Here is a 23,416-nt window from a genome sequence, read left to right as displayed (position 1 = left end):
ACATATGAATCAACCGACACTAGCCGTTGCACTAATCGTCAAAAATGAAGAAAAGCATTTAGCCGATTGCCTTAACACCGTAAAAGATTGGGTCGATGAGATCATTATTTTAGATGCAGGCAGTACCGATCGTACAGAAGACATCGCCAGACAGTACACGGATAAGTTTTATGTTAATAGCAATTGGCCAGGTTTTGGGCCACAACGTCAATTGGCTCAAACTTATGTAACCAGTGATTATGTATTATGGCTAGATGCCGATGAACGGGTCACTTCAGAATTAAAATCCAGTATTTTGGAAGCAGTACAAACCCATCCTTTGGATAGCCTTTACAAAGTGGACCGACTAAGTTCTGCATTTGGACAATTTATCAAACACTCAGGCTGGTCTCCCGATTGGTTAGTACGCTTATACCCGACTAAGCTGACTCAATATAATGACGCAATGGTACATGAAAAAGTCGAAGAACCTCGTGGAACGAAAATACATAAACTACAAGGAAAACTTCATCACTACACTTATGACTCGTTGCATCAATGTATTAATAAAAATACTAAATACATAAAAATATGGGCTGATGATAAAGAAGGTAAAAAGAAATCAAGTTTTTCGACCGCTTTAGTGCATGGCTTTGCGAGTTTCATAAAAATGTACATTATTAGGCTCGGCTTTCTAGATGGAAAACGAGGCTTTATTTTAGCTTGGCTGACCATGAACAACACATTCTGCAAATACGCTGATTTGTGGCTCAGATCATCTAATAAAGATAATCATTAAATATTTAACATTTATTATATAAGGCTTTTATGAAAACCTTTGTTATTAGCATGCCGACCTCTGTTGAACGCCGTAAGCATGTCACCGACAGTTTATCAAGCAAAGGAATCGCATTTGAATTTATTGATGCTGTCAATGGCAGAGAAAATAAACATCCACTGTTGCATCGTTATGATAGAGCTCACTACATCATCAATCGTGGTCGTGAAGCGAAAGCTGGGGAGCTAGGTTGTTACGCGAGTCATTATTTAGCGTGGGAGAAAGCATGCGAATTAAATGAACCTATTGTGGTTCTTGAAGATGATTTAACAGTACAAGATGACTTTGTTCAAATCATTAATGATTGTGAGCAATGGATATCGAAAAAAGGCTTTATTCGCATTGAACCTTGGAAAACTAAGTTATTTACAAAGATCCAAACCGGCAAAAATACCAATCTGTATTATTTATTCAAAATTCCCCAATGCACTACGGGTTATATTATTTCCCCCAAGTGTGCGAAAGCTTTTATTAGCAGCAGTCAGCAGTTTAAAATGCCTGTTGATTTATTTTTACGTCACACCTACCTACACCGACAGCCTATCCATGGTGTCATGCCTCCAGCAGTAAAAACGGGTACAGCCCCTTCAATTATTGGTGATAGAGCACAAAGAATAAGAACACCAATCATTGCACTGAAACGCACAATTTACCGTATTTCAACCTTCTGTATTGTAGCGCTTGTTAATGCGGGGATGTTCATCAAAACTAAATATACTTAAACTTTATATAGATTTATTCAAAAGGTGCTTTCTTTCATAAATTGTCCTTGTCTAAAAACCTGGATGATAGCTCTGAATTCTGCATCTTGAAGTCACTTGGGTATAATCCAATATAACAAGGTTAAAGGCATCGTTAACCTTGTTATTATTATTTAATAATGATGTTTAGAGCATTTAGCTATAAAACGCCTGATACCACTTAACAAAGTTCTCAACCCCTTCTTTCACAGACATTTCAGGCTTGTATCCTGTCACTTCAAATAAATCTTGGGTATCAGCATAAGTAGCATATACATCACCGGGTTGCATCGCCATGAAGTTTTTCTTCGCCTCCACACCTAGCGATGTTTCTAATGCTTCAATGAAATCCATCAACTTAACCGGATTGCCATTGCCTATATTATAAACTTTATAAGGTGCAGAGCTGGTAGCCGGCGAGCCTGTTTCTACTGACCATTCTTCATTTTTTTCCGGTATTACATCTTGGATGCGAACTACACCTTCAACGATATCATCTATATAAGTAAAATCTCGTTGCATATTGCCATTGTTATAAACGTCTATTTGCTTACCTTCAACCATCGCCTTAGTAAATTTAAATAATGCCATATCAGGCCGTCCCCAAGGACCATATACCGTAAAAAAACGTAACCCTGTTGTTGGAACGCCATATAAATGCGAATAGGTGTGCGCCATTAATTCATTGGATTTTTTGGTGGCCGCATACAACGAAATGGGGTGATCAACACTATCGGCGGTATCAAATGGCATTTTTTGATTTAAGCCATAAACTGAACTAGAAGAGGCATAAACCAAATGTTCTATATTATGATGGCGACAACCTTCTAAAATAGTAAGGTGTCCAACTAAGTTACTATCAGCATAAGCCATTGGATTATCAATTGAGTAACGAACTCCGGCTTGCGCCGCTAGATGAATCACTCTTTGGAATCCGTGCTCCGAAAATAATCCCGCGATACCATCGCGATCAGCCAAATCCAATTCAATAAAAGTGAAGTTTTGATGTTTAGCGCGGTTTAAACGTGCATGTTTTAGCTCAACGGAGTAATAATCGTTTAAATTATCGATACCAATAACTTGGTGCCCTGCTTGACATAAACGTTCAACCACCGCTGAGCCAATAAAACCCGCTGCACCTGTTACTAAGTATTTCATGTCACTTTCCACCGATTGATTATAGTGTGTTGATTTTAATCCACTCTAACCATAATAACCACTCACAAGGCTCAGCGAATAATAAATTCATTAATATTGATAGATTTACTTTTCCCATTTTGAAATACTAGTAAACAGTTCCTACTCTTATTTAAACTGATTCTAATGAAAATATGCCATGTTAATCTGGCTTGTGGCTGCAACGATAGTGACCGCCAAATTCTGCAACTCATCAAACAACAGCTGCGTGAAGGTTATGATCTCATTGTCGTGATGAACCCTAAAAGTGAACTCATACAAGAAGTTCGTAAATTGGGTTGTAAAGTCGTGTTAGCAAAACACTTCACCAAGGCTCACAGTAAAAAAATCACACAAGATTGCACGGCGATTCATGCCCATGAAAAACGAGCAATTTATTGGGCACTAATTCAACACCTATTATATGGCGTGCCTTATTTGATCACTCACCGTGTAGATGATTTATTAAGCAATAAATGGTTATTAAGCCTTGCCTACAATAAAGCAGTAGCATTGGTGGGGTTAAACCGGGAAATGGTTTTAAAAATTGAAGAGATTTATCACCATTCTAAAGTCTACAGAATACCAAGCTCACCCATAAATTATCCCATTGACCAAAATAAAGTGGATCAAATCTGGAATCAATTTCGCGGTAAGTTCATTGTTATCCATTCCGCCGAAATGATGAAACACAAAGGCTTTGATGACACAGTTTCCGCTGCAAAATTGCTCGGTGTCAGTAACCCTAGAGTTCAATTTTTACTGCTGGGTGATGGTCCAGAAAGAGAAGCATTAGAGCATAAAGCGCGTGGTCTCACCAACGTAAGCTTTATGGGAAAACAAAGAGATATCGGGACTTGGTTTGCCTCTGCTGACTTGTTGATTCATCCTGCTTATTCTGAAGATACAGGTACTGTCATTCTAGAGGCCATACGTGCAGGTTTACCGATAATTGGCTCTGATACTGGTGCAATTCCTGACATTATTGACCATGAAATTTCCGGCCTACTCAGCGAACCGGGAAACACAAAGCAACTCGCTAAGCAGATTAATCAATTAGAAAATGACCGTTCATTACGACGTAAGATCCAAATGGGGGGCAAAGAAAAACTCAAACAGTTTGATATTGTGTACACTTCATCCTTATATAAAGAAATTTATACTCAGATTTCTCAAACGTCACTTAACTAATAATTTAACGGGCAAACTCATGACCAAGTTAATCACACCAGCTATTTATCCCGGTACTTTTGATCCTATTACCAATGGTCATTTTGATTTAATTAAACGCAGTGCTCGTTTATTTGACAGTATCGTTGTTGCGGTCGCTGAGAGCCCAAGTAAAAAAACCATGTTTACTTTAGATGAACGTGTCGACATGCTCAAAGAAGTCACCAAAGGTATCGAGAATGTTAGTGTGATTGGTTTTTCTGGTCTGTTGGTCGACTTTGCAAAACAGCAAAAGACTAATATTTTGATTCGTGGCTTACGCACCACCGTCGACTATGAATACGAATTTGGCTTAACGAGCATGTATAAAAAGCTGATGCCCGAATTGGAAAGTGTTTTTCTGACTCCAACCGAAGAGTTTGCCTTTTTATCATCGACCATTGTTCGGGAAGTCGCAATTCATGGCGGGAATGTGGATCAATTTTTACATCCGTACGTGGTAGAGAAGGTAAAGGATCGAGTTAAAACTTAGAGGTCAAATAAAGGTGACGAGTTTCTAGTCGCTCATTTCAAGCAAAACCTTAACTTAACGAGAGCGGAAATCGACTTACCACGCGCTGTTTTAGATCCCTGATAGCTCCTTCGTCGCTTCAGGGATGACGATTATTATCAACTTTGAGAGCTTTTGCCACTTCAGGGGTGACGGTTATTATCTACTTGAGCGTTTTCTCAAAACAAAAACATTCGTCATTCCTGACGAGCCTTCGCGAGAGCAGGAATCTGCTCACAACACGCTGAATGTCGATCAGTCAGTCACTTAGCGCCATCTTTGATTTGACAGCCTTCACAATAAAAACTGTTCCGCTGCCCAATCTTTTCTTCTTGAATCAGCTCAGAACAAATAGGACAAGGTTTTCCTGCTTTACCATAGACTTGAAGCTCTTGAGCAAAATAACCCGGTTTGCCATCTGCCTGATTAAAGTCTTTTAACGTTGTACCACCTTGAGTGATTGCTCGAGCCAACACTTTCTTTATTTCATCAACCAATACCGTAATTTGTTTCAGTGTCAACTGATTGGCAAGTGTTTTCGGATGCACTTTCGAACCAAATAAAGACTCACTCGCATAAATATTCCCCACTCCCACAACCACTTTGTTATCCATAATGAATTGCTTAGTAACGATTTTTCTACTCTGGGCTTTTTCAAATAAATATTGAGCATTAAAGCCATCAGTTAAAGGCTCGGGCCCTAAATGACTCATAACATCATGCTCAGTACCTGTTTCACACCATAACCAAGCTCCGAAACGTCTCGGATCGTGATAACGCAACACTTTGCCATTAGTTAATGTAAGATCCACATGATCATGCTTATTGGGTTCAATAAATTGATCTAGTATCCGTAAGTTACCCGACATACCTAAATGAATAATGGCGGTACCCATGTCGGTTTCAATCAACAGATATTTCGCTCTGCGACGGATTTGACGAATCACCTGACCTTGTAAGCTCAAGATTTCTTCTGGTATCGGCCAGCGTAATTTAGGCTGACGAACATCAATTTTTTGAATGGTTTGATTAAGAAGGTGTGGGGTTATCCCCATTCTGCTCACTTCAACTTCTGGTAATTCAGGCATGGGGAATCTCCTTTATCAACTGTATATTCATAGTCTAAAACCTTTAAAACAAAAAACCCAGCCTACCGAAGTAGTCTGGGTTTTAATCTTTTAAAGAGGGTAGAATCAATTACTTGATTTTAGCTTCTTTGTACATAACGTGCTGGCGAACTACTGGATCAAATTTCTTGATCTCAAATTTACCTGGCATGTTACGTTTGTTCTTATCAGTTGTGTAGAAGTGACCAGTTCCAGCAGATGATACTAGACGGATTTTCTCACGAATGCCTTTAGCCATTGTTCAATTCCTCTTATACGTTCTCGCCACGAGCACGGATATCAACAAGAACAGCATCAATGCCTTTCTTATCAATAATACGCATACCCTTAGCAGTTAGACGTAGTTTAACAAAGCGTTTTTCGCTTTCTACCCAGAAACGGTGAGTTTGTAGGTTCGGCAGAAAACGACGCTTGGTAGCATTTCGTGCGTGTGAACGGTTGTTACCCGTTACAGGACGCTTACCAGTTACTTGGCATACTCGGGACATGAATGTCTTCTCCAAATCGTTTCAGCTCGATATCACCTTGGGGCAAAAACCGCTATGGAAAACCATAACCAAGGCTATCAAAGGTCGCGCATTATACTAACTTGACTTGCATAGCTCAAGACCTGTACGGATCCTTTTTAAGAAAAACGCGATCTTTTTTTAAGCAAAGCAGTTTTTGAACGCTTTACACTAGAACACAGAGCTGAATTAGGTTCTATAAAATTAGTGCGCGGATTGTAGCAGATTTTTGGCGACTAACAAGAAAAAAGCGGCGCTAATTTCAGTTCAACGATCAATTGGAGTATGAGCGACTGGTTGCTTATTCCTCGTTCCTAAAAAAATCAAGAATAAATAACAAGTTAATTACAACACACATTTTTCTTTTCCTTGAAATTAGGAACTCGAAACCAGAAACCTTCTTTTCCCCCACACAAAGCGAATCTACATCCATCCTCTCTCAGCAAACGATACTACCTCACCATCTCCTACAACAAAATGATCAAGGATCCGAATGTCGACCAATGCTAATGCATCAACTAATCGTCGAGTTATTCTTCTGTCGGCATCACTAGGCTCTGCAATGCCTGATGGATGATTGTGTGCAAGAATTAAAGCAGCAGCATTATGATGCATCGAACGCTTGACGACTTCTCGTGGATAAACCGATGCCGAATCAATCGTACCTTCAAACATAACTTCATCACTGATGACACGATGTTGATTATCTAAAAACAACACGTAAAAAGCTTCTCTATGCCTATCACGTAATACACTACTTAAATAATGTTTAGTTTGTTCTGGGCTGGTAAGAGCATCACCTCTTTTAATTGTCTCTGCCAAATAACGCTTCGTCATTTCAACAACCGCTTGTAATTGAGCAAACTTTGCCGGCCCTAATCCTTTATGTTGGCAAAATTCTTCTTGTGTTGAAGCAAGTAAAGCTCGAAGCGACCCAAATTCTTTTAATAAAAAATCCGCCAATTCAATTGCGTTCATTCCTTGCAGTCCTGTTCGCAAGAAAATAGCCAATAATTCAGCGTCCGACAATGATGGTGCGCCACGGGCGAGTAACTTTTCTCTTGGACGAGATTCCTCTGGAAGTAATTTTAAAGACATAACTGGCTACTTTGTATTCCACATGGATAATAAAGATGAGATAAAAGCAGCCTCTAAGGCCATACTCAAACTGAACAAGGGAAAAACATCGTGAGATCTTAATAATGGCGTTTACAAAACCCCGTTACAGATAAAATGATAGTTGGCTCGAAATTTTCTTTCATCGATTGATCATTTAATTCAAAGCTTGATCAAGTAAGATTATCGATTTTGATCGCTCTCTCGATCAAAAAGATGTGATAACTTAGAAGCATTCCAACTCGGCTATTTTTACTCGCTATCGAGCCTGAGTTAATTAATAATGACCTTTGCAGTTATCGTATCATCATCACGTTATGGCAGGATAGACTTAAACAAAAACGCCTTAACAACATTAAATTGGGTGCTTTATTGTGATTGAACAAAGCTTAATTCCACAAAGCTTGTCTGGTAAAAAAATCCTATTAGGGATCAGTGGCGGCATTGCGGCTTATAAATGTGCAGACTTAACTCGTCGTTTAATTGAACGTGGCGCTCAAGTACAAGTTGTCATGACACCTGCGGCAAAAGAATTTATTACCCCGCTGACCATGCAAGCGGTGTCTGGCAGACCGGTATCGGATAGCTTGCTCGATCCAGCTGCAGAAGCGTCAATGGGCCATATTGAACTCGCCAAATGGGCCGATCTCATATTATTAGCTCCTGCAACTTCTGATTTAATCGCTCGACTCCGTGCGGGAATGGGAAATGATTTATTAACGACCCTAATTCTAGCCTCTAACGCTCCGATAGCGGTTGCTCCGGCGATGAATCAGCAAATGTATGCCAATGTTGCAACACAAGAGAATATCTCAGCCTTAACTCAGCGTGGCATGATGATTTGGGGACCGGCAGCAGGACAACAAGCTTGTGGTGATGTTGGTTATGGTCGAATGCTGGAACCAATGGAACTTGTCGCCCATTGTGAAGCCTTCTTTGGTCCTAAGCCGTTGCAAAATATTAAGCTCGCGATTACCGCAGGCCCGACTCGCGAAGCCATCGACCCGGTTCGTTATATTTCCAATCATAGTTCTGGCAAAATGGGCTTTGCGATTGCAGAAGCCGCCGCCAATATGGGCGCAGACGTCACATTAATCAGTGGCCCTGTTGCATTAGCGACACCAGCTAACGTCACACGTATTGATGTTGAAAGCGCAGAGCAAATGTACAAGGCTGCGATGGAACATGCGGTAATCAATGACATTTTCATCAGTTGTGCTGCAGTGGCCGATTATCGCCCAAGTCAGATAGCAGATCAAAAAATAAAAAAGACTGATGACAGCGACCAAATGCAAATTGTTATGGTAAAAAACCCCGATATTGTTGCTTCTGTCGCCGCATTAAAAGACAAGCGTCCCTTCACGGTAGGTTTTGCAGCAGAAACCCAAGATGTTAAGAAATACGCTCTCGGTAAACTCGCCAAGAAAAACTTGGACATGATTTGTGCTAACGATGTGTCCGTAGAGGGTTTAGGTTTTAATAGTAATGATAATGCCTTACACCTGTATTGGAAAAATGGCGAACAAGCCTTGGAAACCGCGTGTAAGCAGCATTTAGCGAAACAGTTATTAGACATTGTGGCAGAACAATATCAACAATATTCGAAATAAAAGAAGACCTATTGATCATGACCAAGAAAATAGACTTAAAAGTTTTAGATCCTCGTATTGGTAAACAGTTCCCATTACCCGCTTATGCGACCGAAGGGTCTGCAGGTTTAGATTTACGTGCTTGTTTGGATCAATCCTTAACCGTTGAGCCAGGGCAAACGCACCTCGTACCAACTGGTCTCGCCATCCATATTGGTGATCCTAGTTTAGCCGCAACAATTTTACCTCGATCGGGGTTGGGTCATAAACATGGCATTGTTCTTGGTAACCTCGTTGGATTAATCGATTCAGATTATCAAGGTCAATTAATGATTTCCGTCTGGAATCGTGGCCAAGATACTTTTACTATTGAACCGGGCGATCGCATCGCTCAATTGGTTTTCGTGCCAATCATTCAAGCTGAATTTAACCTTGTTGACGATTTTGATAACACCGATCGCGGTGAAGGTGGGTTTGGACACTCAGGGAAGAAGTAACATCCAATGTTGAGCAACACTTATTAATAACGCTTTCAAAACAAGGAACAGACATGGCCGGGCCAAAGAAAACCAACCGTCGTGAAGAAATCCTTCAGGCATTGGCACAAATGTTAGAGTCAACAGATGGTGCCTCTCGTATTACGACTGCAAAATTAGCAAAACAAGTTGGCGTTTCAGAAGCCGCGCTGTATCGCCACTTCCCAAGTAAAGCTCGCATGTTTGAAGGCTTAATTGAATTTATTGAAGACGCTTTATTATCACGCATCAATCGGATTCTAGCCGAAGAAAAAGACACCTTGAACCGTATTCGTTTAGTCCTACAATTGTTATTAGCCTTTGCTGAACGTAATCCTGGTTTATCTCGTATTATGTCTGGTCATGCTTTAATGTTTGAAAATGAGCGTCTTCGCAGCCGTATCAATCAACTCTTTGATCGCATTGAAGCACAGTTGCGTCAAATACTTCGTGAGAGACAAATACGAGAAGGCCAGAGTTTCGCTGTGGATGAGTCCATCCTAGCCGCGCAATTATTGGGACAGGTAGAAGGCAGTTTAAATCGGTTTGTACGTTCCGACTTCAAGTATCAACCAACCGAAAACTTTGACCAATATTGGGCGTTATTGAAAGCACAAATAGAGTAATTTAGAGAATAAAGAATGACAGCAGAAAATACCGAAAAAAAAGAAGAGTCATTAGTTAATTTTGTCCCTCCTAGATTCTCAATACGCTTGTTACATCCTAAGTATTGGTTAATTTGGATAGGGTTTAGCTTAACGGCAATATTGGTCAATATTCTGCCTTATCGTGTTTTGTTTTGGATTGGTCGTAGCATTGGATATTTATCAATGTTCGTGGCTAAAAAGCGCGTAAAAGTCGCTCAACGTAACCTTGAATTATGTTTCCCTGATATCAGTAATATTCGACGTGACTTTGTTGTTAAGGAAAATTTCAAAAATACGGGTTTTGCCATTTTTGAAACTGCCATCGCATGGTTTTGGCCCAATTGGCGATTAAGAAAGCATGTGGGCTTCCATCATGTCGATCGTTTAACCACCTTTGAAAAACAAGGCCGAGGTACGCTCATTTGCGGTGTTCATGCCCTTAATGTCGAACTAACGGCTCGTTGTTGTGCATTATTTTCTCCAGGTTATGGTGTATATCGCCCACATAACAATCCAGCTTATAATTTCATTCAGCATTGGGGACGCACCCGTAGTGGCAATATTATGGTGGATAGAAAAGACGTTAAAGGCATGCTGAAAGTATTACGTCGAGGTAAGAAATTGTTCTATTTGCCTGATCACGATTATGGCCCCAAAAATGCCGTCTTTGTTCCTTTATTTGCCGTTCCCGATGCTTGTACGACTACAGGCACGAGTGTTTTAGTCGATGCCAGTAAATGCGCCGTATTACCGGTATCATGCTTTCGTACTGGCTTTCGTTACGATTTCCGTATTGAGCAAGACATTAGCGCAGGCTTCCCTCGCCGAGATCCTGAAGGCGCAGCTATTCATATGAATAAAACGGTTGAGCAACTGATCTTACGAGGCGGAGATCAATGGATGTGGCTGCATAAACGATTTAAAACCATGCCAGATGGTCAAGAAAAAGGCATTCGATATAAAGATTAAAAACTAGCTAGCGGAGAGCCGAGAGCGCTTCGAGTTGCGAGAAAAAGCTTTATCCGCACTTTTGATAACTCGAAATTGCTCTTTTACTTTTCGGTTCCCGAGCGCAACGTCCTCGCTAATAAGCGTCATTCTAACCGAGCCTAAGCGAGAGCAAGAATCGACTAACAACGCGCTGGACATAGATCCCTGATAGCTCCTCCGTCGCTTCAGGGATGACGGGAATTTAGGTTAGGGTATCGATTTTCTAGTCTCCATAAACTAACAACGAGAAACGACATGCAACCACAAATCCTTTCCGCGGTACCATTAACCTCCCTTTCTGGTGTTGGGGCGAAGGTGGCTGAAAAATTAGCCAAAGTTGGGCTTCATTCTATTCAAGATCTTCTGTTTCATTTACCGCTTCGTTATGAAGACCGTACTCGCATCTATCCTATGGCTAAACTACATGCTGGATTATTTGTCGCGATTCAAGGTCGAGTGATGAGTTGCGATACCCATTTTGGCCGCAAAAAAATGCTGACTGTCAAAGTTAGCGATGGCAATGGCACTCTGACACTGCGTTTTTTCAACTTCAATGCAGGTATGAAAAACAGCTTTGCCGAAGGTCGTCCGCTCTACGCTTATGGTGAAATTAAACGCGGTAATATGGGGCTTGAGATCATGCACCCTGACTATCATTTTTTAAATGACGGTAATGCGCCAACATTAGAGCAAAGCTTAACCCCAATTTACCCAACCACTGATGGCTTACGTCAAAACACCCTTAAGAGTTTGACCGACCAAGCGCTTGAATTATTAGATAGTTCTGCGGTGACTGAATTACTGCCTAGTGGTTTATACGATCATCAAATTACCTTAAACCAAGCATTGCATACCATTCATCGCCCTTCTCCTGACATTGATATGCAGCAATTTGAATTAGGTAAACATCCTGCGCAACGTCGCTTAATCATTGAAGAATTACTCGCACAAAACCTTTCCATGTTAGATGTACGTAGTAAAGGACAGCAAGATATTGCCCTACCACTCACTTGTAGCAGCCAACTCAAACAGCAATTACTCGCCACTCTGCCTTTTACTCCAACCAATGCTCAGGCTCGTATCGTTGGGGAAATTGAAAAAGACTTACAACAACCACACCCAATGATGCGATTAGTGCAAGGCGATGTAGGCTCAGGTAAAACGCTAGTTGCAGTGTTAGCAGCTACTCACGCATTGGAGCAAGGTTATCAAGTTGCATTAATGGCTCCGACCGAATTATTAGCCGAACAACATGCGATTAATTTTGCCCAATGGTTAGAGCCATTGGGTATTTCAGTTGGTTGGTTGGCTGGAAAACTTACCGGTAAAGCAAAACAAACTCAGCTAGAACGTATTGCATCTGGTGAAGCTAAGATGATAGTGGGTACTCACGCACTCTTTCAGCAGCATGTCGAATTTAATCATCTCGCGTTAGTGATCATTGATGAACAACACCGCTTTGGCGTCCACCAACGTTTAGAATTGCGCGAAAAAGGCAAAAAACAAGGCAGTTATCCTCATCAGTTGATCATGACGGCCACGCCAATCCCCCGTACATTGGCGATGACTGCCTATGCCGATCTAGAAACCTCAGTCATTGATGAACTGCCGCCGGGCAGAACCCCGATTCAAACCGTTGCCATTGCTGATACTCGCCGAAATGACATTATCGAACGCGTTCGTGTTGCCTGTGCCCAAGAAGGTAAACAAGCCTATTGGGTATGTACCTTAATTGATGAATCGGAAGTATTAGAAGCTCAAGCGGCGGCTGATACTGCGGAAGAATTACAACGCCAACTCCCTGAACTCAACATTGGTTTGGTGCATGGCCGCATGAAGTCCACCGAAAAGCAGCAAGTGATGCAGAAATTTAAATCCGGTGAGTTGCATTTATTAGTCGCCACCACCGTGATTGAAGTGGGTGTCGATGTGCCTAACGCCAGCTTGATGATCATCGAAAACCCTGAACGGTTAGGTTTAGCTCAACTTCACCAGCTACGTGGCCGAGTGGGGCGAGGTTCCGTGGCTAGTTCTTGTGTGCTGCTTTATCACGCGCCACTGTCTAAAACCGCGCAAAAACGTCTTGGGGTACTACGTGAAAGCAACGATGGTTTTGTGATAGCCCAGAAAGATCTCGAAATCCGCGGCCCCGGTGAAGTACTCGGCACCAAGCAAACTGGCGTAGCAGATTTTAAAATCGCCGACTTACTACGTGACCAATATTTAATTCCTGAAGTACAACGCATTGCGCGTCACATCCACCAGCAATATCCAAGCAATGCTAAAGCGATCGTTGAGCGTTGGTTGGGTGAACGTAGTGAGTATGTGAAGGCATAAAAGATTGTTGTTAGGTGCGAGAGCGCTTCGGGTTGTGGGGAAAGCAAAGAATAAAGCGAATCTCGTTTATCGGACACTTCGTTTCTCGCCGCTCGGAAAGATAAAAGCTTCAATGTGAAAAATGAAATAAAGGTTCCTACCCCCTAGTTTCTGGTCCCTAGGCAGAGTCGTTCTGCAATCACGGTTGCTTTACATGAAACACTAAACCCACAGAAAAACGTCATTCCTGCCGAGCCTTAGCCAGAGCGGGAATCTAATCACCACGCGCTGTATATAGATCCTCGATGTCGCTTAGGCTCCTCAAGGATGACGGCTCTCCAACTTTCTCACATTATAATCAGCTCTGTCTTTAGCCTCGGAAAAATATAACCGGAAACAGCATTCTAATTTCAAAAAAATCGTCATCCCTGAGGAGCCGCAAGGCGACATCAGAGATCTAATTAAAGCATGCTGTAGATCCCTGATAACTCGCCCCTCGTTTCTGGGATGACAATTTTTCCTACTGAATCAATCTCTGATAGTACATTTACTTTTCTTCCGATCCACGGGGAAGTGAAACAGCCGACAACCGAGACCCATAACCTCTTTTCGGCTCCTGAGCGTCGTTCCCATAGCTCAGTTCCCCCCGTCACGCGCAAACGTTTGCTTTATTTATTCAAATTCTTATAATATGCGCAAAATTCTTGACGTATCAGTCAACAAATATTTGGATTATAAGGAAGATTATGACTGCCCCGCATACTTCACGACCTATGGAACTGGTTTATCAATTAAATGATCGTCCCCCCTTGCCTCAAACCGTTTTTGCCGCTCTACAACACTTACTTGCAATGTTTGTCGCGGTCATCACCCCTTCCCTTATTATTTGCCAATCTTTAGGGGTTCCTGCCGAGCAAACCAATACCATCATCAGTATGTCTTTGTTTGCTTCTGGTATTTGTTCCTTTATTCAAATCCGCACTATTGGCCCGATTGGGTCCGGTTTACTTTCCATTCAAGGCACTAGCTTTAACTTTCTAGGACCGATCATTGGTGCAGGATTATCATTAAAAGCTGGCGGCGCTTCGATTGAAACCATGATGGCGGCGATTTTCGGCACTATCTTGGTCGCCTCTAGTGCAGAAATTTTCTTATCTCGCATTTTGCAGTACGCACAAAAAATCATTACCCCACTGGTGTCGGGCATCGTGGTAACATTAATTGGTTTAACACTAATCCAAATTGGCTTGGTCTCAATTGGTGGTGGCTATGGCGCAATGGAAAACAACACCTTCGGCAGTTTAGATAACCTAGCACTTGCCGGTGTAGTGTTAGGTCTAATCGTGATTTTAAACCGAGCGAAAAACCCGTATTTACGCGTAGCATCTATTGTGATTGCGATGTTTGTCGGCTGTATTGTGGCTTATTTCATGGGCATGTTGGATCTTAGCCAAACCACACAAACAAAGGTGATTGCTTTGCCGATTCCAATGCAATTCGGTCTAGGCTTTGATTGGTCGCTATTTATTCCTTTAGTGCTGATTTTCCTTATCACCGCACTAGAAGCGATTGGCGATATCACTGCAACTTCAGAGGTTTCCGGTGAGCCAGTTGATGGCCCTATTTATCTAAAACGTATCAAAGGTGGCGTATTGGCCGACGGTTTAAACTCTGCCATTGCCGCGCTCTTCAACAGCTTTCCTAACTCAACCTTTAGCCAAAACAACGGCATCATTATGCTAACCGGTGTGGCGAGTCGTTATGTTGGTTACTTTATTTCTGGCATGCTGATCATTCTGGGATTATTTCCGGGCGTAGCAAGTTTTGTGCAGTTAATTCCAGAACCCGTACTTGGCGGCGCGACCATAGTAATGTTCGGTACCATTGCCGCGGCTGGGGTACGTATCATTTCTCGTGTTGATTTAGATCGCCGCGCGATTTTAATCATGGCGCTGTCATTCTCGATGGGACTAGGCATTGCGCAAAAACCAGAGATTCTGCAATTTATGCCGGAGTTTATTAAGAGTATTTTCTCATCGGGTGTGGCTGCAGGCGGTATTACCGCGATATTGCTGAGTATGATATTACCGGCGAGCAAAGAAGATTAAAGAGCGATAACGGAATCCGAGTGCGCTCCACTTCGTGTCACGAGGAGCGGAGCGAATCTCGATTATCGGGCGCTTCGCTGCTCGTTTTTAGGTAAAAATAGAACCAGCAACACCATTCTAATTTCAAAAAAATCGTCCTCCCTGAGAAGCCGCAAGGCGACAGCTAGGGTACTGCTCGTTTTTAGGGAAAAATAGAACCGGCAACACCGTTCTAATTTCAAAAAAATCGTCATCCCTGAGGAGCCGCAAGGCGACATCAGGGATCGACTTAAAGCACGCTGTAAATAGATCCCGGATAACTCGTCCCTCGTTTCCGGGATGACAACTTTTCCTAAAACTAGGGACTAGGAACTCATTTTCTACTTCTACCCCTTTTTCTTCTTCGCAGTTGGAATACTGATCTGAACTTTCAACCCCCCCTCACTACGATTAGTTACGACAATCAAACCTTGGTGCTGACTCACAATACGTTTGACAATCGCAAGCCCTAATCCAGCGCCTTCACTGCTTCCACGCGCGGTATCACCACGTGTAAACGGTTCAAACAAGGATTCTAATTGGCTCTTATCAATCCCCGGGCCATTGTCTTCAACCGCAACCCAAACCAGTTTGTTGTCCGCAGTGATGCCTGTCGACAGTTTAATCCAACCATTACCATAACGAATCGCGTTAACCACCAAATTCGATACCACACGTTTTAAAGCAACCGCTTCCCCTAAACCATCACGCAACTCTTTGGTTATCATCAATTCAAAATCGATATCGTGTTTATCTTTTTCAGCCGTTACCACATCTGACACAATTTGGTTGAGATCAACCGCATCATGATTACCAATTTGAGCCGGTTTAAGGTAATCCATAAATTGACCAATAATATCATTGCACTCTTCTGTGTCCTTAATCATACTCTCTGCTAAGTAGTCATCTTGTGGTGACATCATTTCGGTGGCTAAACGAATGCGAGTTAGCGGAGTGCGTAAGTCATGGCTGATCCCCGACATCAATAAAGCGCGATCTTCTTCTAATGCTTGAATGCCTTTGGCCATTTGGTTAAAAGCTTTCGTCACAGCTAAAATTTCCGAAGCCCCTCGCTCTGGAACTGGCTCAGGAATTTCCCCTTTACCCACTTTCTTTGCTGCTGCTTCCAATGCCACCAAAGGTCGATTTTGCAAACGAATGAAGAACCACATTCCAGCGATCAGCAATAAAGCGATCAATAAACTATTACGAAATAACGGAGCAAAATCTTTTTCTTTCAGCTCCGTTAATGGAATTCGAATAAGTCTATTTGGCATGGCGTCAATTTTCAGCCATAACACATAGCTTTCATCCCCTAAAATCAAGCGTACTTGAGTCGGTGATCCCACTTGTTCACTCATCTCTTCACTCAAGAAGTCGATAGCCGAAGCATAAAAAAACTCTTGTGATTCAGGCGCATTTTCAGGGTAAATAGACACGCCAAGCTCCGCTAATAATTCACGCCTAAATGGTCGTTCATCATTATCGGTTGTTTTGAGCATCACTTCTTCATCCAGCATCACTTTGACTTCATGAGAAAGAATGCGGTTGAACTGCTTTAAACTCGGTAATAAAGCGTAATTAAACACAATAAGATAAGACAATACTTGGCTGGCAATCAATAACACCACCAAGAAGAATACTGTTTGAGTTCGTGAACTGCGAAAGCGAAGCATAGGCGGGTCCGGTTTAACTGTTGAAAGTACGTGTGTGGCTCGTGACTATTTGGAAGCGAGCAATATCCTAACAAAAAAACGTAATTCCTGCCGAGCCTAAGCGAAAGCAGGAATCTATTCACAGCATGCTGATATAAATCCGGGATGACGATTTATAGCAAATTATATCAAAGCTCTATTATCAAACTTTCATTTTCAAATATAACTCTCGCAATTAGACCTTCTTCCCATCAGGAACGAAGACATAACCTAGCCCCCACACCGTTTGAATATAACGTGGGTGGCTTGGATCTTCTTCTAACATACGACGCAAACGAGAAATTTGCACATCAATTGAACGTTCCATTGCAGAATATTCTCGCCCACGCGCCATGTTCATTAACTTATCACGAGACATCGGTGTACGTGCATGCGTCACGAGAATCTTCAATACCGCAAACTCACCCGAGGTAAGTGGCATAGGCTCTTCGCCGCGGAACATTTCACGAGTTCCGAGATTTAAAGTAAATTCACCAAAGTTAACGATTTCTTCATCTGAACTGGGCGCTCCCGGCGCTTCAACCGATTGACGACGAAGAACAGCACGTAAACGCGCAAGTAGCTCACGTGGGTTAAATGGTTTTGGTAAGTAATCATCCGCACCGACTTCAAGACCAACAATACGATCGATCTCATCGCCTTTCGCCGTCAACATCACAATAGGAAGTTGATTGTTATCTTTGCGTAAGCGACGACAAATCGACAAACCATCTTCACCTGGTAACATTAAATCGAGCACCATTAAGTGAAAATTTTCACGTGTCAATAAGCGATCCATTTGTTCAGAATTAGCGACACTACGAACTTGAAAGCCTTGCTCCGATAAGTAACGCTCGAGCAATGAACGCAGACGAGCATCGTCATCAACCACTAAAATTTTATAATTTTCTTGTTGCATCCATTTATTCCTTTTTCAGTCTTTACGGGTAAAAACTACCCAACCACAAATTACCTTCAGAATACTGAATAACTAAGGGTATTGTCTTTAATTAACTTCATATTTGTAACAAATGCATACCCTTTTTCTATGCCTTATCTGAAGGGTAGCTTTAAGTATGCGAGTTATTCATCAATTGATGGCTTTTCATAACAAATATGATTGATAAACCATTCTTTATCACCATCAGGAGTTTTCACGACCACTTCGTCATCGACTTCTTTTTTCAATAATGCACGCGCCATTGGAGAATCAATCGAAATATAATCTTTCGCATCACCATAAATTTCTTCAGGGCCAACAATTCGAAACTTTTTGATATCACCCGCTTCGTTTTCAATTTCCACCCAGGCTCCAAAAAACACCTTTCCTTCTTGTTGCGGTGAGTAATCAACAACCGTCACCTCGGGTAGAAACTTACGTAAAAAACGAACGCGTCGATCAATTTGTCTCAGCAAACGCTTATTATATTGATATTAGTTCTACTCTTAAAAACATACTAATAGCTGCAATACTACTTATAAATATCTGACATTAAGCTGGCTTGCTTTTATAACTGAATAACTTGAATTAGTAAGAACCATCAACTATATACTAAGTAGTATGTTAAGTATTCCTTAGTATTAGTTGAATTCTGTGAACTCCGAGGAAAGAGCTGAATGTCTAAATTTTATTGGAACTATGAGCAAGCAAGTAAGCTGAAGATAAAGTCAGCAAGAGAGTGGTATGCAGAAGAAGCTTTCCTCAACACTGATGCGCAAGAAAATCAGAATGACTTCGAACAAACAAAGAAATGAGCTTCGTTATAAAGCGTGGGGTGAACTACAAAGCAGGTACAGGCCGGCCTTCGGTTCGTTTTCCTGCACTTTTTACTGAAAGTGGTTTACTGATTTCTCATTTAAGATTTTTGCACGAAAATCGCTACAAATCTCAATCGTGGTTGGAACGTAACACTTTCGCTGTAGAGCTTCTCTTAAAGTTCATTGAGCGCCAAGTATCAAACTTCTCATCTGCTACAGATCTACTAAGAGCTTTTGTTGAAGCATTACAGTTCGGAACCATTCAAGATGGACAAGACACCTCTAATTTGTTCTGGTCTCCTCGCAAAAATGAAGACGTAAATGTTCTTCTTCACCATATTACGGATTATTGCGACTACCTCGACACTATTCATGGCACTGACTTGCCTAAGCTAAATCCCTTGAGGAAAGCTACTCATGCAGAAGAGCGTTTGCAATGGTGTGCTTATTACAGAAGACATAGTCATAGCTTTCTGAATCACTTAGCTAAACCATCCACACATCAGTTTTCACTTACTAGAAAAATTCGTGGTCCACAGAGACATTTTGTTGATGTCGAAGCGGTATATCGCTTTCCAGAGGATCGAATTGAAGACCTACTTCTACATGGGTTTGTTTCTGCTTCAGGAGAGTCAGATTATGCTAGTCAGTTGATCGTCATGTTAATGCATTTCGGTGGACTACGACTGTCAGAGTGTTTTCACATATATACCGATGATATATCAATAGATCCTCAATCAGGGGCTACTATTATTTCTGTTTACCACCCAAGTGACGGAAAGTCTCCTGATGAACGCTTCACTAATCGACGTGAATATTTGGCACATAAATATCGACTGAAACCACGTAATGAGTATTCGAGAAGCCATAGACTCTACTCAGGCTGGAAAGGACCTTTGCTTACAAATCGTAACCTGTCCTTTGACATCATGTTTTATCCCGCAAGTAAAGCTGTTGAGTTCACTCTATTACTGCAAAAATATCTTTCGGCTAAACCTGCTTCAGAATCTCCTTTCCTATTTGTTAACTCAAAAGGTAATACTGAGAGTAAAAAAAATTTCAATCAAAAGCACAGTAGAGCAGTTAAACGAATCGGATTCGAATCTTCAAAATCGCTAGGGACGACTCCACATGCACATCGCCACTCCTACGGCTATAGATTAAGCCAAGGAGGTTTCTCTCAACTAGAAATTCAAAAAGCTATGCATCATAAAAACCCTGACAGTTGCTTGGTCTACTTGAAACCTTCTGACGACGAGGTTCGTCAGCAAATGAGGCGCACTCACTGATGAAAAAATTCTACAAAACTATAAACCATGCCAGCAAAGCGGCGATAGGATTGGGCATTCAATCGCAGCTGGAATATCAACAGCGCTACAAAGAAGATGAGCGCCTTCCCTCATGCCCAAATAAGATTTATGCCACTGACTGGGTGGATTGGTTTAGTTTTCTGGATAAAGAGAAGCGGTCGATATATCCAACCTATGCGGAGGCCAGCAAAGCGGCAATAGGATTGGGCATTCAATCGCAGCCGGAATATCAACAGCGCTACAAAGAAGATGAGCGCCTTCCCTCATGCCCAAATAAGATTTATGCCACTGACTGGGTAGACTGGTTTAGGTTTCTGGATAAAGAGAAGTGGCCTTGGTATCCAACCTATGCAGAGGCCAGCAAAGCGGCGATAGGATTGGGCATTCAATCGCAGCCGGAATATCAACAGCGCTACAAAGAAGATGAGCGCCTTCCCTCATGCCCAAATAAGATTTATGCCATTGACTGGGTGGATTGGTTTAGTTTTCTGGATAAAGAGAAGTGGCCTTGGTATCCAACCTATGCGGAGGCCAGCAAAGCCGCGATAAGATTAGGCATTCAATCGAAGACGGAATATAAACAGCGCTACAAAGAAGATGAGCGCCTTCCCTCAAGCCCAAATAAGACTTATGCCACTGACTGGGTGGATTGGTGTAGTTTTCTGGACAAAGAGAAGCGGTCTATATATCCAACCTACGCGGAGGCCAGCAAAGCCGCAATAGGATTAGGCATTCAATCGCAGACGGAATATCAACAGCGCTACAAAGAAGATGATCGCCTTCCCTCAAGCCCAAATAAGACTTATGCCAGTGACTGGGTAGATTGGATCCATTTCTTACTGGTCAGAGACATATCTAACCTGAAACAGTTCAAAACAGCATGTGCGATTCTAAAAATAAAAAACTCATCTCAATACAGAGTTACACAAAAGAACTATCCTCAATTACCCTCTAAACCTGAAAAAAAAATACCCGACTGGGGCAATTGGTATGACGCCCTGGATATACCAAGGCTTTATGGATATGACGAACTAGCTGCTTTGGTTCAAAGCAAAGGAATTTTCAGTCTTGCAGAATATGCGAAGCTTCGAGCGGAATCCAATGATCCTAGAATGCCAGTAAAACCAGAAGAGCATTATCAGGGAAAGGGGTGGACTAACACCTATGACTTCTGGGGAGTTAAACGACCGTTTCAAGTGAAATACTTTACTGATGAATGGTCTTTGTGGGCGGAGATGATAAAAGAGTTTCTCAAGTCTGCACGAGGGGGAGATACCAAAGCGAAAGACTTATGTGAATTTGTTCGTGAATACATTGAGCCAAATGGGTTTGAAACATCTCCGTTGGAGTTTCTCACACGTGGCTCGACAAACATTCAACCAATGCTCAATCTGTTTGAACAGGTACCAGTGACACGAAGAAAAAAATGGGCGTTTTCAATCAATGAATTCTTAGATTGGATTATCTCGAATTATCTTATTTTGGAAGACACAGAGACTGGAGAAATTACTCATATCAAGAACGCCAAAAACCCTTTTAGTCACATCAATTTTAATGGAAATACTGTTCCTCAAGTTGTCAATGAAACAGACAAAATGGCTCTGCCCTATCAATATGTAAAAGCAGGGAGAGAGTGGATATTTCCATTGGACTCTGTAGAGAAAAAGTTAAGCTATCGGGATCTGGTTCATTTACATCGTTTTTCATCAGATTGGATACAGATCAGCGATAGCTCTCTCCTAGATAAAAACGACCCTGATTGCGTTTTCAAATTTGAAAATGGAAAAGCCTATCTTTGGTTTCCAATATACTGGACATATACGTACTCACTCATGCAACTTCCTGCGAGAGGGATGCAAATTGTCTATTGCGACTCTGGAGAGGCTGATCAAGAACTCGCCGACTTTAAGAATGGTAAAGTCGTTTGGAAGAAAAATAAAACTATGCTGGCTGGCCTAACCAATCGGCAGAGCATGGTAAGTAAATCAGGCCAAGGAGAGTTTGGTGTCCATTACACGTCAAACAAAACTAAGTTTGATGGTTCGGGGTACACGATTCCCTTCATGCCCATAGAGCTGGCATATTGGTTGGTAAAGCTTAGAAAGTGGCAACAGAAATATAATCCACTTAAGGAGCCCACGAAATGGATTGATTGTGATCGCACCAATCTAAACGAAATTCAGCGTAAACAAAAAGGGTCGAATTGCTTTTTATTCCGAGATTTTCTAGAAAAAGAGCCAGGCACATTTGCTGGCAGACTAACGACACGGCTTGCAGCTACACTATATTTCTCTGGCAAGAGTGACATTAAAACAGCCACTTACAAAGGATTAAAATACAATCAATCGATTAAAGAGTTAGAAAAAAGCCAAACGATACCGCTTTCACACTTCAAATCTCCTTATACACCCCACTCAATGCGCGTCAGTTTGATTAACGCATACGCGTATGAATTCGGCATTCCATTAGAAGTCATAATGAAACTGGTCGGTCACTCTAGCATTATAATGACTATCTACTATACCAAGAGTGATAAAACAGGAGCCAACTTACGAGAAAAAATGGAGTTAGGAGAAAAGGAAGCGATGAGCAAAGCGACACAAACGCTCAAATCGTTTGTGGAACAGCAGAGAATTGAAGAGGTTAAATCACAGTTGGTAGGGTCATCAGTGGATCAACTAAGTTCACTCGACAATGCTCGGCCGGCCTCCAGTTATTTATGGAAAGACTTTGGTATCTGCCCCGTAGGAGGTGCTTTTTGTTCACAAGGGGGCAGTCCAGTAGCCACAAAAGCGAACATATATCACCCTGTACCAGCAGGTTATTTGGGTGAGCAGAACTGCTTTCAATGTCGATTTTTTATTACCGGCCCTGCTTTTATGGTTGGCCTTACAGCCATATTCAATGAAATAAGCCTAGCCGTAAATACTCAGTCTATACGTTACACTTCGCTTGAGCAGAAGCTTGATTATATTGCAGAAAAAATAGATATCATTGATCACCAACTTTACAAGTTAAAAGTGGACAGCTCAGAGAAGTCGGCTTTGGAATCAGATAGACATGATTTGGTTGGGGAGCGTATGCACTTGAACTCGGAAATTGAAACACGAGCGAAGAAACTAGATTTGTACCTCTCAGATATGAATGCTATTCACCGACATATCCATAACTGTCAAACGCTTATGCGTAATCCTAAAGAATACACAGAGGATCACTATCAGCTTATTGGTGAGCTTACGGCAGCATAGCTCAACTTAACTCGCCAGCTC

At 41.8% G+C, this 23,416-nt stretch carries 21 protein-coding genes and 1 pseudogene; 13 read left to right on the top strand and 9 right to left on the bottom strand.

Annotated elements, in window-relative coordinates:
- The first annotated feature begins 4 nt into the window (after window positions 1-4).
- Window positions 5-778 carry a glycosyltransferase family 2 protein gene (locus VCASEI_RS01240; RefSeq protein ID WP_086962203.1) on the top strand — a complete coding sequence of 258 codons (774 nt, stop codon included), beginning with the start codon at window positions 5-7 and terminating at the stop codon, window positions 776-778.
- Window positions 779-807: 29 nt separating this feature from the next.
- Window positions 808-1,539 (top strand): glycosyltransferase family 25 protein, encoded by a 732-nt coding sequence (locus tag VCASEI_RS01235; RefSeq protein ID WP_086962204.1) that lies wholly within the window; start codon window positions 808-810, stop codon window positions 1,537-1,539.
- 174 nt (window positions 1,540-1,713) lie between these two features.
- Here the strand turns inward: VCASEI_RS01235 and VCASEI_RS01230 are convergent, their stop codons facing one another.
- The gene (locus VCASEI_RS01230; protein ID WP_086962206.1) at window positions 1,714-2,715 is read right to left on the bottom strand and encodes an NAD-dependent epimerase; all 1,002 of its coding nucleotides are present in this window, start codon (window positions 2,713-2,715) and stop codon (window positions 1,714-1,716) included.
- Between the two features lie 165 nt (window positions 2,716-2,880).
- Here VCASEI_RS01230 and VCASEI_RS01225 point away from each other — a divergent pair, with 165 nt between their 5' ends.
- Together VCASEI_RS01225 and coaD are read left to right on the top strand one after the other, a co-directional pair.
- Window positions 2,881-3,924 carry a glycosyltransferase family 4 protein gene (locus VCASEI_RS01225; RefSeq protein ID WP_089110508.1) on the top strand — a complete coding sequence of 348 codons (1,044 nt, stop codon included), beginning with the start codon at window positions 2,881-2,883 and terminating at the stop codon, window positions 3,922-3,924.
- 19 nt (window positions 3,925-3,943) lie between these two features.
- Complete coding sequence (gene coaD / locus VCASEI_RS01220; RefSeq protein ID WP_086962210.1) at window positions 3,944-4,435, top strand: pantetheine-phosphate adenylyltransferase; 492 nt, start codon at window positions 3,944-3,946, stop codon at window positions 4,433-4,435.
- Window positions 4,436-4,716: 281 nt separating this feature from the next.
- Here coaD and mutM read toward each other — a convergent pair whose 3' ends face one another.
- The 4 genes from mutM to radC form a co-directional block, all read right to left on the bottom strand.
- Window positions 4,717-5,541 (bottom strand): bifunctional DNA-formamidopyrimidine glycosylase/DNA-(apurinic or apyrimidinic site) lyase, encoded by an 825-nt coding sequence (mutM, locus tag VCASEI_RS01215; protein ID WP_089110507.1) that lies wholly within the window; start codon window positions 5,539-5,541, stop codon window positions 4,717-4,719.
- Window positions 5,542-5,650: 109 nt separating this feature from the next.
- Complete coding sequence (gene rpmG, locus VCASEI_RS01210; protein WP_002535344.1) at window positions 5,651-5,818, bottom strand: 50S ribosomal protein L33; 168 nt, start codon at window positions 5,816-5,818, stop codon at window positions 5,651-5,653.
- A 13-nt stretch (window positions 5,819-5,831) separates the two neighbouring features.
- The gene (rpmB, locus tag VCASEI_RS01205; RefSeq protein ID WP_004728407.1) at window positions 5,832-6,068 is read right to left on the bottom strand and encodes a 50S ribosomal protein L28; all 237 of its coding nucleotides are present in this window, start codon (window positions 6,066-6,068) and stop codon (window positions 5,832-5,834) included.
- 441 nt (window positions 6,069-6,509) lie between these two features.
- On the bottom strand, window positions 6,510-7,184 hold the full coding sequence (gene radC / locus VCASEI_RS01200; RefSeq protein WP_089110506.1) for a RadC family protein: 675 nt from the start codon (window positions 7,182-7,184) through the stop codon (window positions 6,510-6,512).
- 395 nt (window positions 7,185-7,579) lie between these two features.
- Here radC and coaBC point away from each other — a divergent pair, with 395 nt between their 5' ends.
- The 4 genes from coaBC to lpxL are packed head-to-tail and all read left to right on the top strand — an operon-like array spanning window position 7,580 to window position 10,922.
- Window positions 7,580-8,812, top strand: coding sequence for a bifunctional phosphopantothenoylcysteine decarboxylase/phosphopantothenate--cysteine ligase CoaBC (gene coaBC / locus VCASEI_RS01195; RefSeq protein WP_174208761.1), 1,233 nt, complete (start codon window positions 7,580-7,582; stop codon window positions 8,810-8,812).
- A 17-nt stretch (window positions 8,813-8,829) separates the two neighbouring features.
- The gene (gene dut / locus VCASEI_RS01190) at window positions 8,830-9,288 is read left to right on the top strand and encodes a dUTP diphosphatase (RefSeq protein WP_086962259.1); all 459 of its coding nucleotides are present in this window, start codon (window positions 8,830-8,832) and stop codon (window positions 9,286-9,288) included.
- 53 nt (window positions 9,289-9,341) lie between these two features.
- Window positions 9,342-9,932 carry a nucleoid occlusion factor SlmA gene (slmA, locus tag VCASEI_RS01185; protein ID WP_086962261.1) on the top strand — a complete coding sequence of 197 codons (591 nt, stop codon included), beginning with the start codon at window positions 9,342-9,344 and terminating at the stop codon, window positions 9,930-9,932.
- A 15-nt stretch (window positions 9,933-9,947) separates the two neighbouring features.
- Complete coding sequence (gene lpxL / locus VCASEI_RS01180; protein WP_086962263.1) at window positions 9,948-10,922, top strand: LpxL/LpxP family Kdo(2)-lipid IV(A) lauroyl/palmitoleoyl acyltransferase; 975 nt, start codon at window positions 9,948-9,950, stop codon at window positions 10,920-10,922.
- A 3-nt stretch (window positions 10,923-10,925) separates the two neighbouring features.
- Here lpxL and VCASEI_RS19400 read toward each other — a convergent pair whose 3' ends face one another.
- Window positions 10,926-11,102, bottom strand: coding sequence for a hypothetical protein (locus tag VCASEI_RS19400; RefSeq protein WP_162620998.1), 177 nt, complete (start codon window positions 11,100-11,102; stop codon window positions 10,926-10,928).
- A 96-nt stretch (window positions 11,103-11,198) separates the two neighbouring features.
- On the opposite strand from VCASEI_RS19400, the gene recG reads away from it, so the two are divergent.
- Complete coding sequence (gene recG, locus VCASEI_RS01175) at window positions 11,199-13,280, top strand: ATP-dependent DNA helicase RecG (protein ID WP_089110505.1); 2,082 nt, start codon at window positions 11,199-11,201, stop codon at window positions 13,278-13,280.
- A gap of 725 nt (window positions 13,281-14,005) precedes the next feature.
- Window positions 14,006-15,367, top strand: a complete 1,362-nt coding sequence (locus VCASEI_RS01170; RefSeq protein ID WP_162620997.1) for a uracil-xanthine permease family protein — start codon at window positions 14,006-14,008, stop codon at window positions 15,365-15,367.
- A gap of 365 nt (window positions 15,368-15,732) precedes the next feature.
- Here VCASEI_RS01170 and envZ read toward each other — a convergent pair whose 3' ends face one another.
- From envZ to VCASEI_RS01155, 3 genes and pseudogenes are all read right to left on the bottom strand, one after another.
- Window positions 15,733-17,061, bottom strand: a complete 1,329-nt coding sequence (gene envZ, locus VCASEI_RS01165) for a two-component system sensor histidine kinase EnvZ (protein WP_086962267.1) — start codon at window positions 17,059-17,061, stop codon at window positions 15,733-15,735.
- A gap of 214 nt (window positions 17,062-17,275) precedes the next feature.
- Window positions 17,276-17,998, bottom strand: a complete 723-nt coding sequence (ompR, locus tag VCASEI_RS01160) for an osmolarity response regulator transcription factor OmpR (RefSeq protein ID WP_086962269.1) — start codon at window positions 17,996-17,998, stop codon at window positions 17,276-17,278.
- Window positions 17,999-18,162: 164 nt separating this feature from the next.
- Window positions 18,163-18,513, bottom strand: a pseudogene (locus VCASEI_RS01155) (GreA/GreB family elongation factor); the annotation flags it as partial.
- A 183-nt stretch (window positions 18,514-18,696) separates the two neighbouring features.
- On the opposite strand from VCASEI_RS01155, the gene VCASEI_RS19395 reads away from it, so the two are divergent.
- The 3 genes from VCASEI_RS19395 to gmtZ are packed head-to-tail and all read left to right on the top strand — an operon-like array spanning window position 18,697 to window position 23,395.
- A complete protein-coding gene (locus VCASEI_RS19395; protein WP_162620996.1) occupies window positions 18,697-18,834 on the top strand; it encodes a hypothetical protein in 138 nt (45 codons plus the stop codon).
- Window positions 18,835-18,854: 20 nt separating this feature from the next.
- Window positions 18,855-20,126, top strand: a complete 1,272-nt coding sequence (gmtY, locus tag VCASEI_RS01150; RefSeq protein ID WP_238321376.1) for a gamma-mobile-trio recombinase GmtY — start codon at window positions 18,855-18,857, stop codon at window positions 20,124-20,126.
- Window positions 20,126-23,395, top strand: coding sequence for a gamma-mobile-trio integrase GmtZ (gmtZ, locus tag VCASEI_RS01145; protein WP_110957760.1), 3,270 nt, complete (start codon window positions 20,126-20,128; stop codon window positions 23,393-23,395). The genes gmtY and gmtZ overlap by 1 nt, the downstream gene beginning before the upstream one ends.
- Window positions 23,396-23,416 lie beyond the last annotated feature (21 nt).

It is taken from the genome of Vibrio casei (assembly GCF_002218025.2).
GTDB lineage: Bacteria > Pseudomonadota > Gammaproteobacteria > Enterobacterales > Vibrionaceae > Vibrio > Vibrio casei.
Note: the sequence above shows the minus strand (reverse complement) of the source record. Positions and strands in the feature narration are given on the sequence as shown.

Excerpts from the sequence above, each read along its gene's own strand:
- VCASEI_RS01240 (WP_086962203.1), top strand. The coding sequence starts at position 5 with ATGAATCAACCGACACTAGCCGTTGCACTAATCGTCAAAAATGAAGAA.
- VCASEI_RS01235 (WP_086962204.1), top strand. The coding sequence starts at position 808 with ATGAAAACCTTTGTTATTAGCATGCCGACCTCTGTTGAACGCCGTAAG.
- VCASEI_RS01230 (WP_086962206.1), bottom strand. The coding sequence starts at position 2,715 with ATGAAATACTTAGTAACAGGTGCAGCGGGTTTTATTGGCTCAGCGGTG.
- VCASEI_RS01225 (WP_089110508.1), top strand. The coding sequence starts at position 2,881 with ATGAAAATATGCCATGTTAATCTGGCTTGTGGCTGCAACGATAGTGAC.
- coaD (WP_086962210.1), top strand. The coding sequence starts at position 3,944 with ATGACCAAGTTAATCACACCAGCTATTTATCCCGGTACTTTTGATCCT.
- mutM (WP_089110507.1), bottom strand. The coding sequence starts at position 5,541 with ATGCCTGAATTACCAGAAGTTGAAGTGAGCAGAATGGGGATAACCCCA.
- rpmG (WP_002535344.1), bottom strand. The coding sequence starts at position 5,818 with ATGGCTAAAGGCATTCGTGAGAAAATCCGTCTAGTATCATCTGCTGGA.
- rpmB (WP_004728407.1), bottom strand. The coding sequence starts at position 6,068 with ATGTCCCGAGTATGCCAAGTAACTGGTAAGCGTCCTGTAACGGGTAAC.
- radC (WP_089110506.1), bottom strand. The coding sequence starts at position 7,184 with ATGTCTTTAAAATTACTTCCAGAGGAATCTCGTCCAAGAGAAAAGTTA.
- dut (WP_086962259.1), top strand. The coding sequence starts at position 8,830 with ATGACCAAGAAAATAGACTTAAAAGTTTTAGATCCTCGTATTGGTAAA.
- slmA (WP_086962261.1), top strand. The coding sequence starts at position 9,342 with ATGGCCGGGCCAAAGAAAACCAACCGTCGTGAAGAAATCCTTCAGGCA.
- lpxL (WP_086962263.1), top strand. The coding sequence starts at position 9,948 with ATGACAGCAGAAAATACCGAAAAAAAAGAAGAGTCATTAGTTAATTTT.
- VCASEI_RS19400 (WP_162620998.1), bottom strand. The coding sequence starts at position 11,102 with ATGTCCAGCGCGTTGTTAGTCGATTCTTGCTCTCGCTTAGGCTCGGTT.
- recG (WP_089110505.1), top strand. The coding sequence starts at position 11,199 with ATGCAACCACAAATCCTTTCCGCGGTACCATTAACCTCCCTTTCTGGT.
- VCASEI_RS01170 (WP_162620997.1), top strand. The coding sequence starts at position 14,006 with ATGACTGCCCCGCATACTTCACGACCTATGGAACTGGTTTATCAATTA.
- envZ (WP_086962267.1), bottom strand. The coding sequence starts at position 17,061 with ATGCTTCGCTTTCGCAGTTCACGAACTCAAACAGTATTCTTCTTGGTG.
- ompR (WP_086962269.1), bottom strand. The coding sequence starts at position 17,998 with ATGCAACAAGAAAATTATAAAATTTTAGTGGTTGATGACGATGCTCGT.
- VCASEI_RS19395 (WP_162620996.1), top strand. The coding sequence starts at position 18,697 with ATGTCTAAATTTTATTGGAACTATGAGCAAGCAAGTAAGCTGAAGATA.
- gmtZ (WP_110957760.1), top strand. The coding sequence starts at position 20,126 with ATGAAAAAATTCTACAAAACTATAAACCATGCCAGCAAAGCGGCGATA.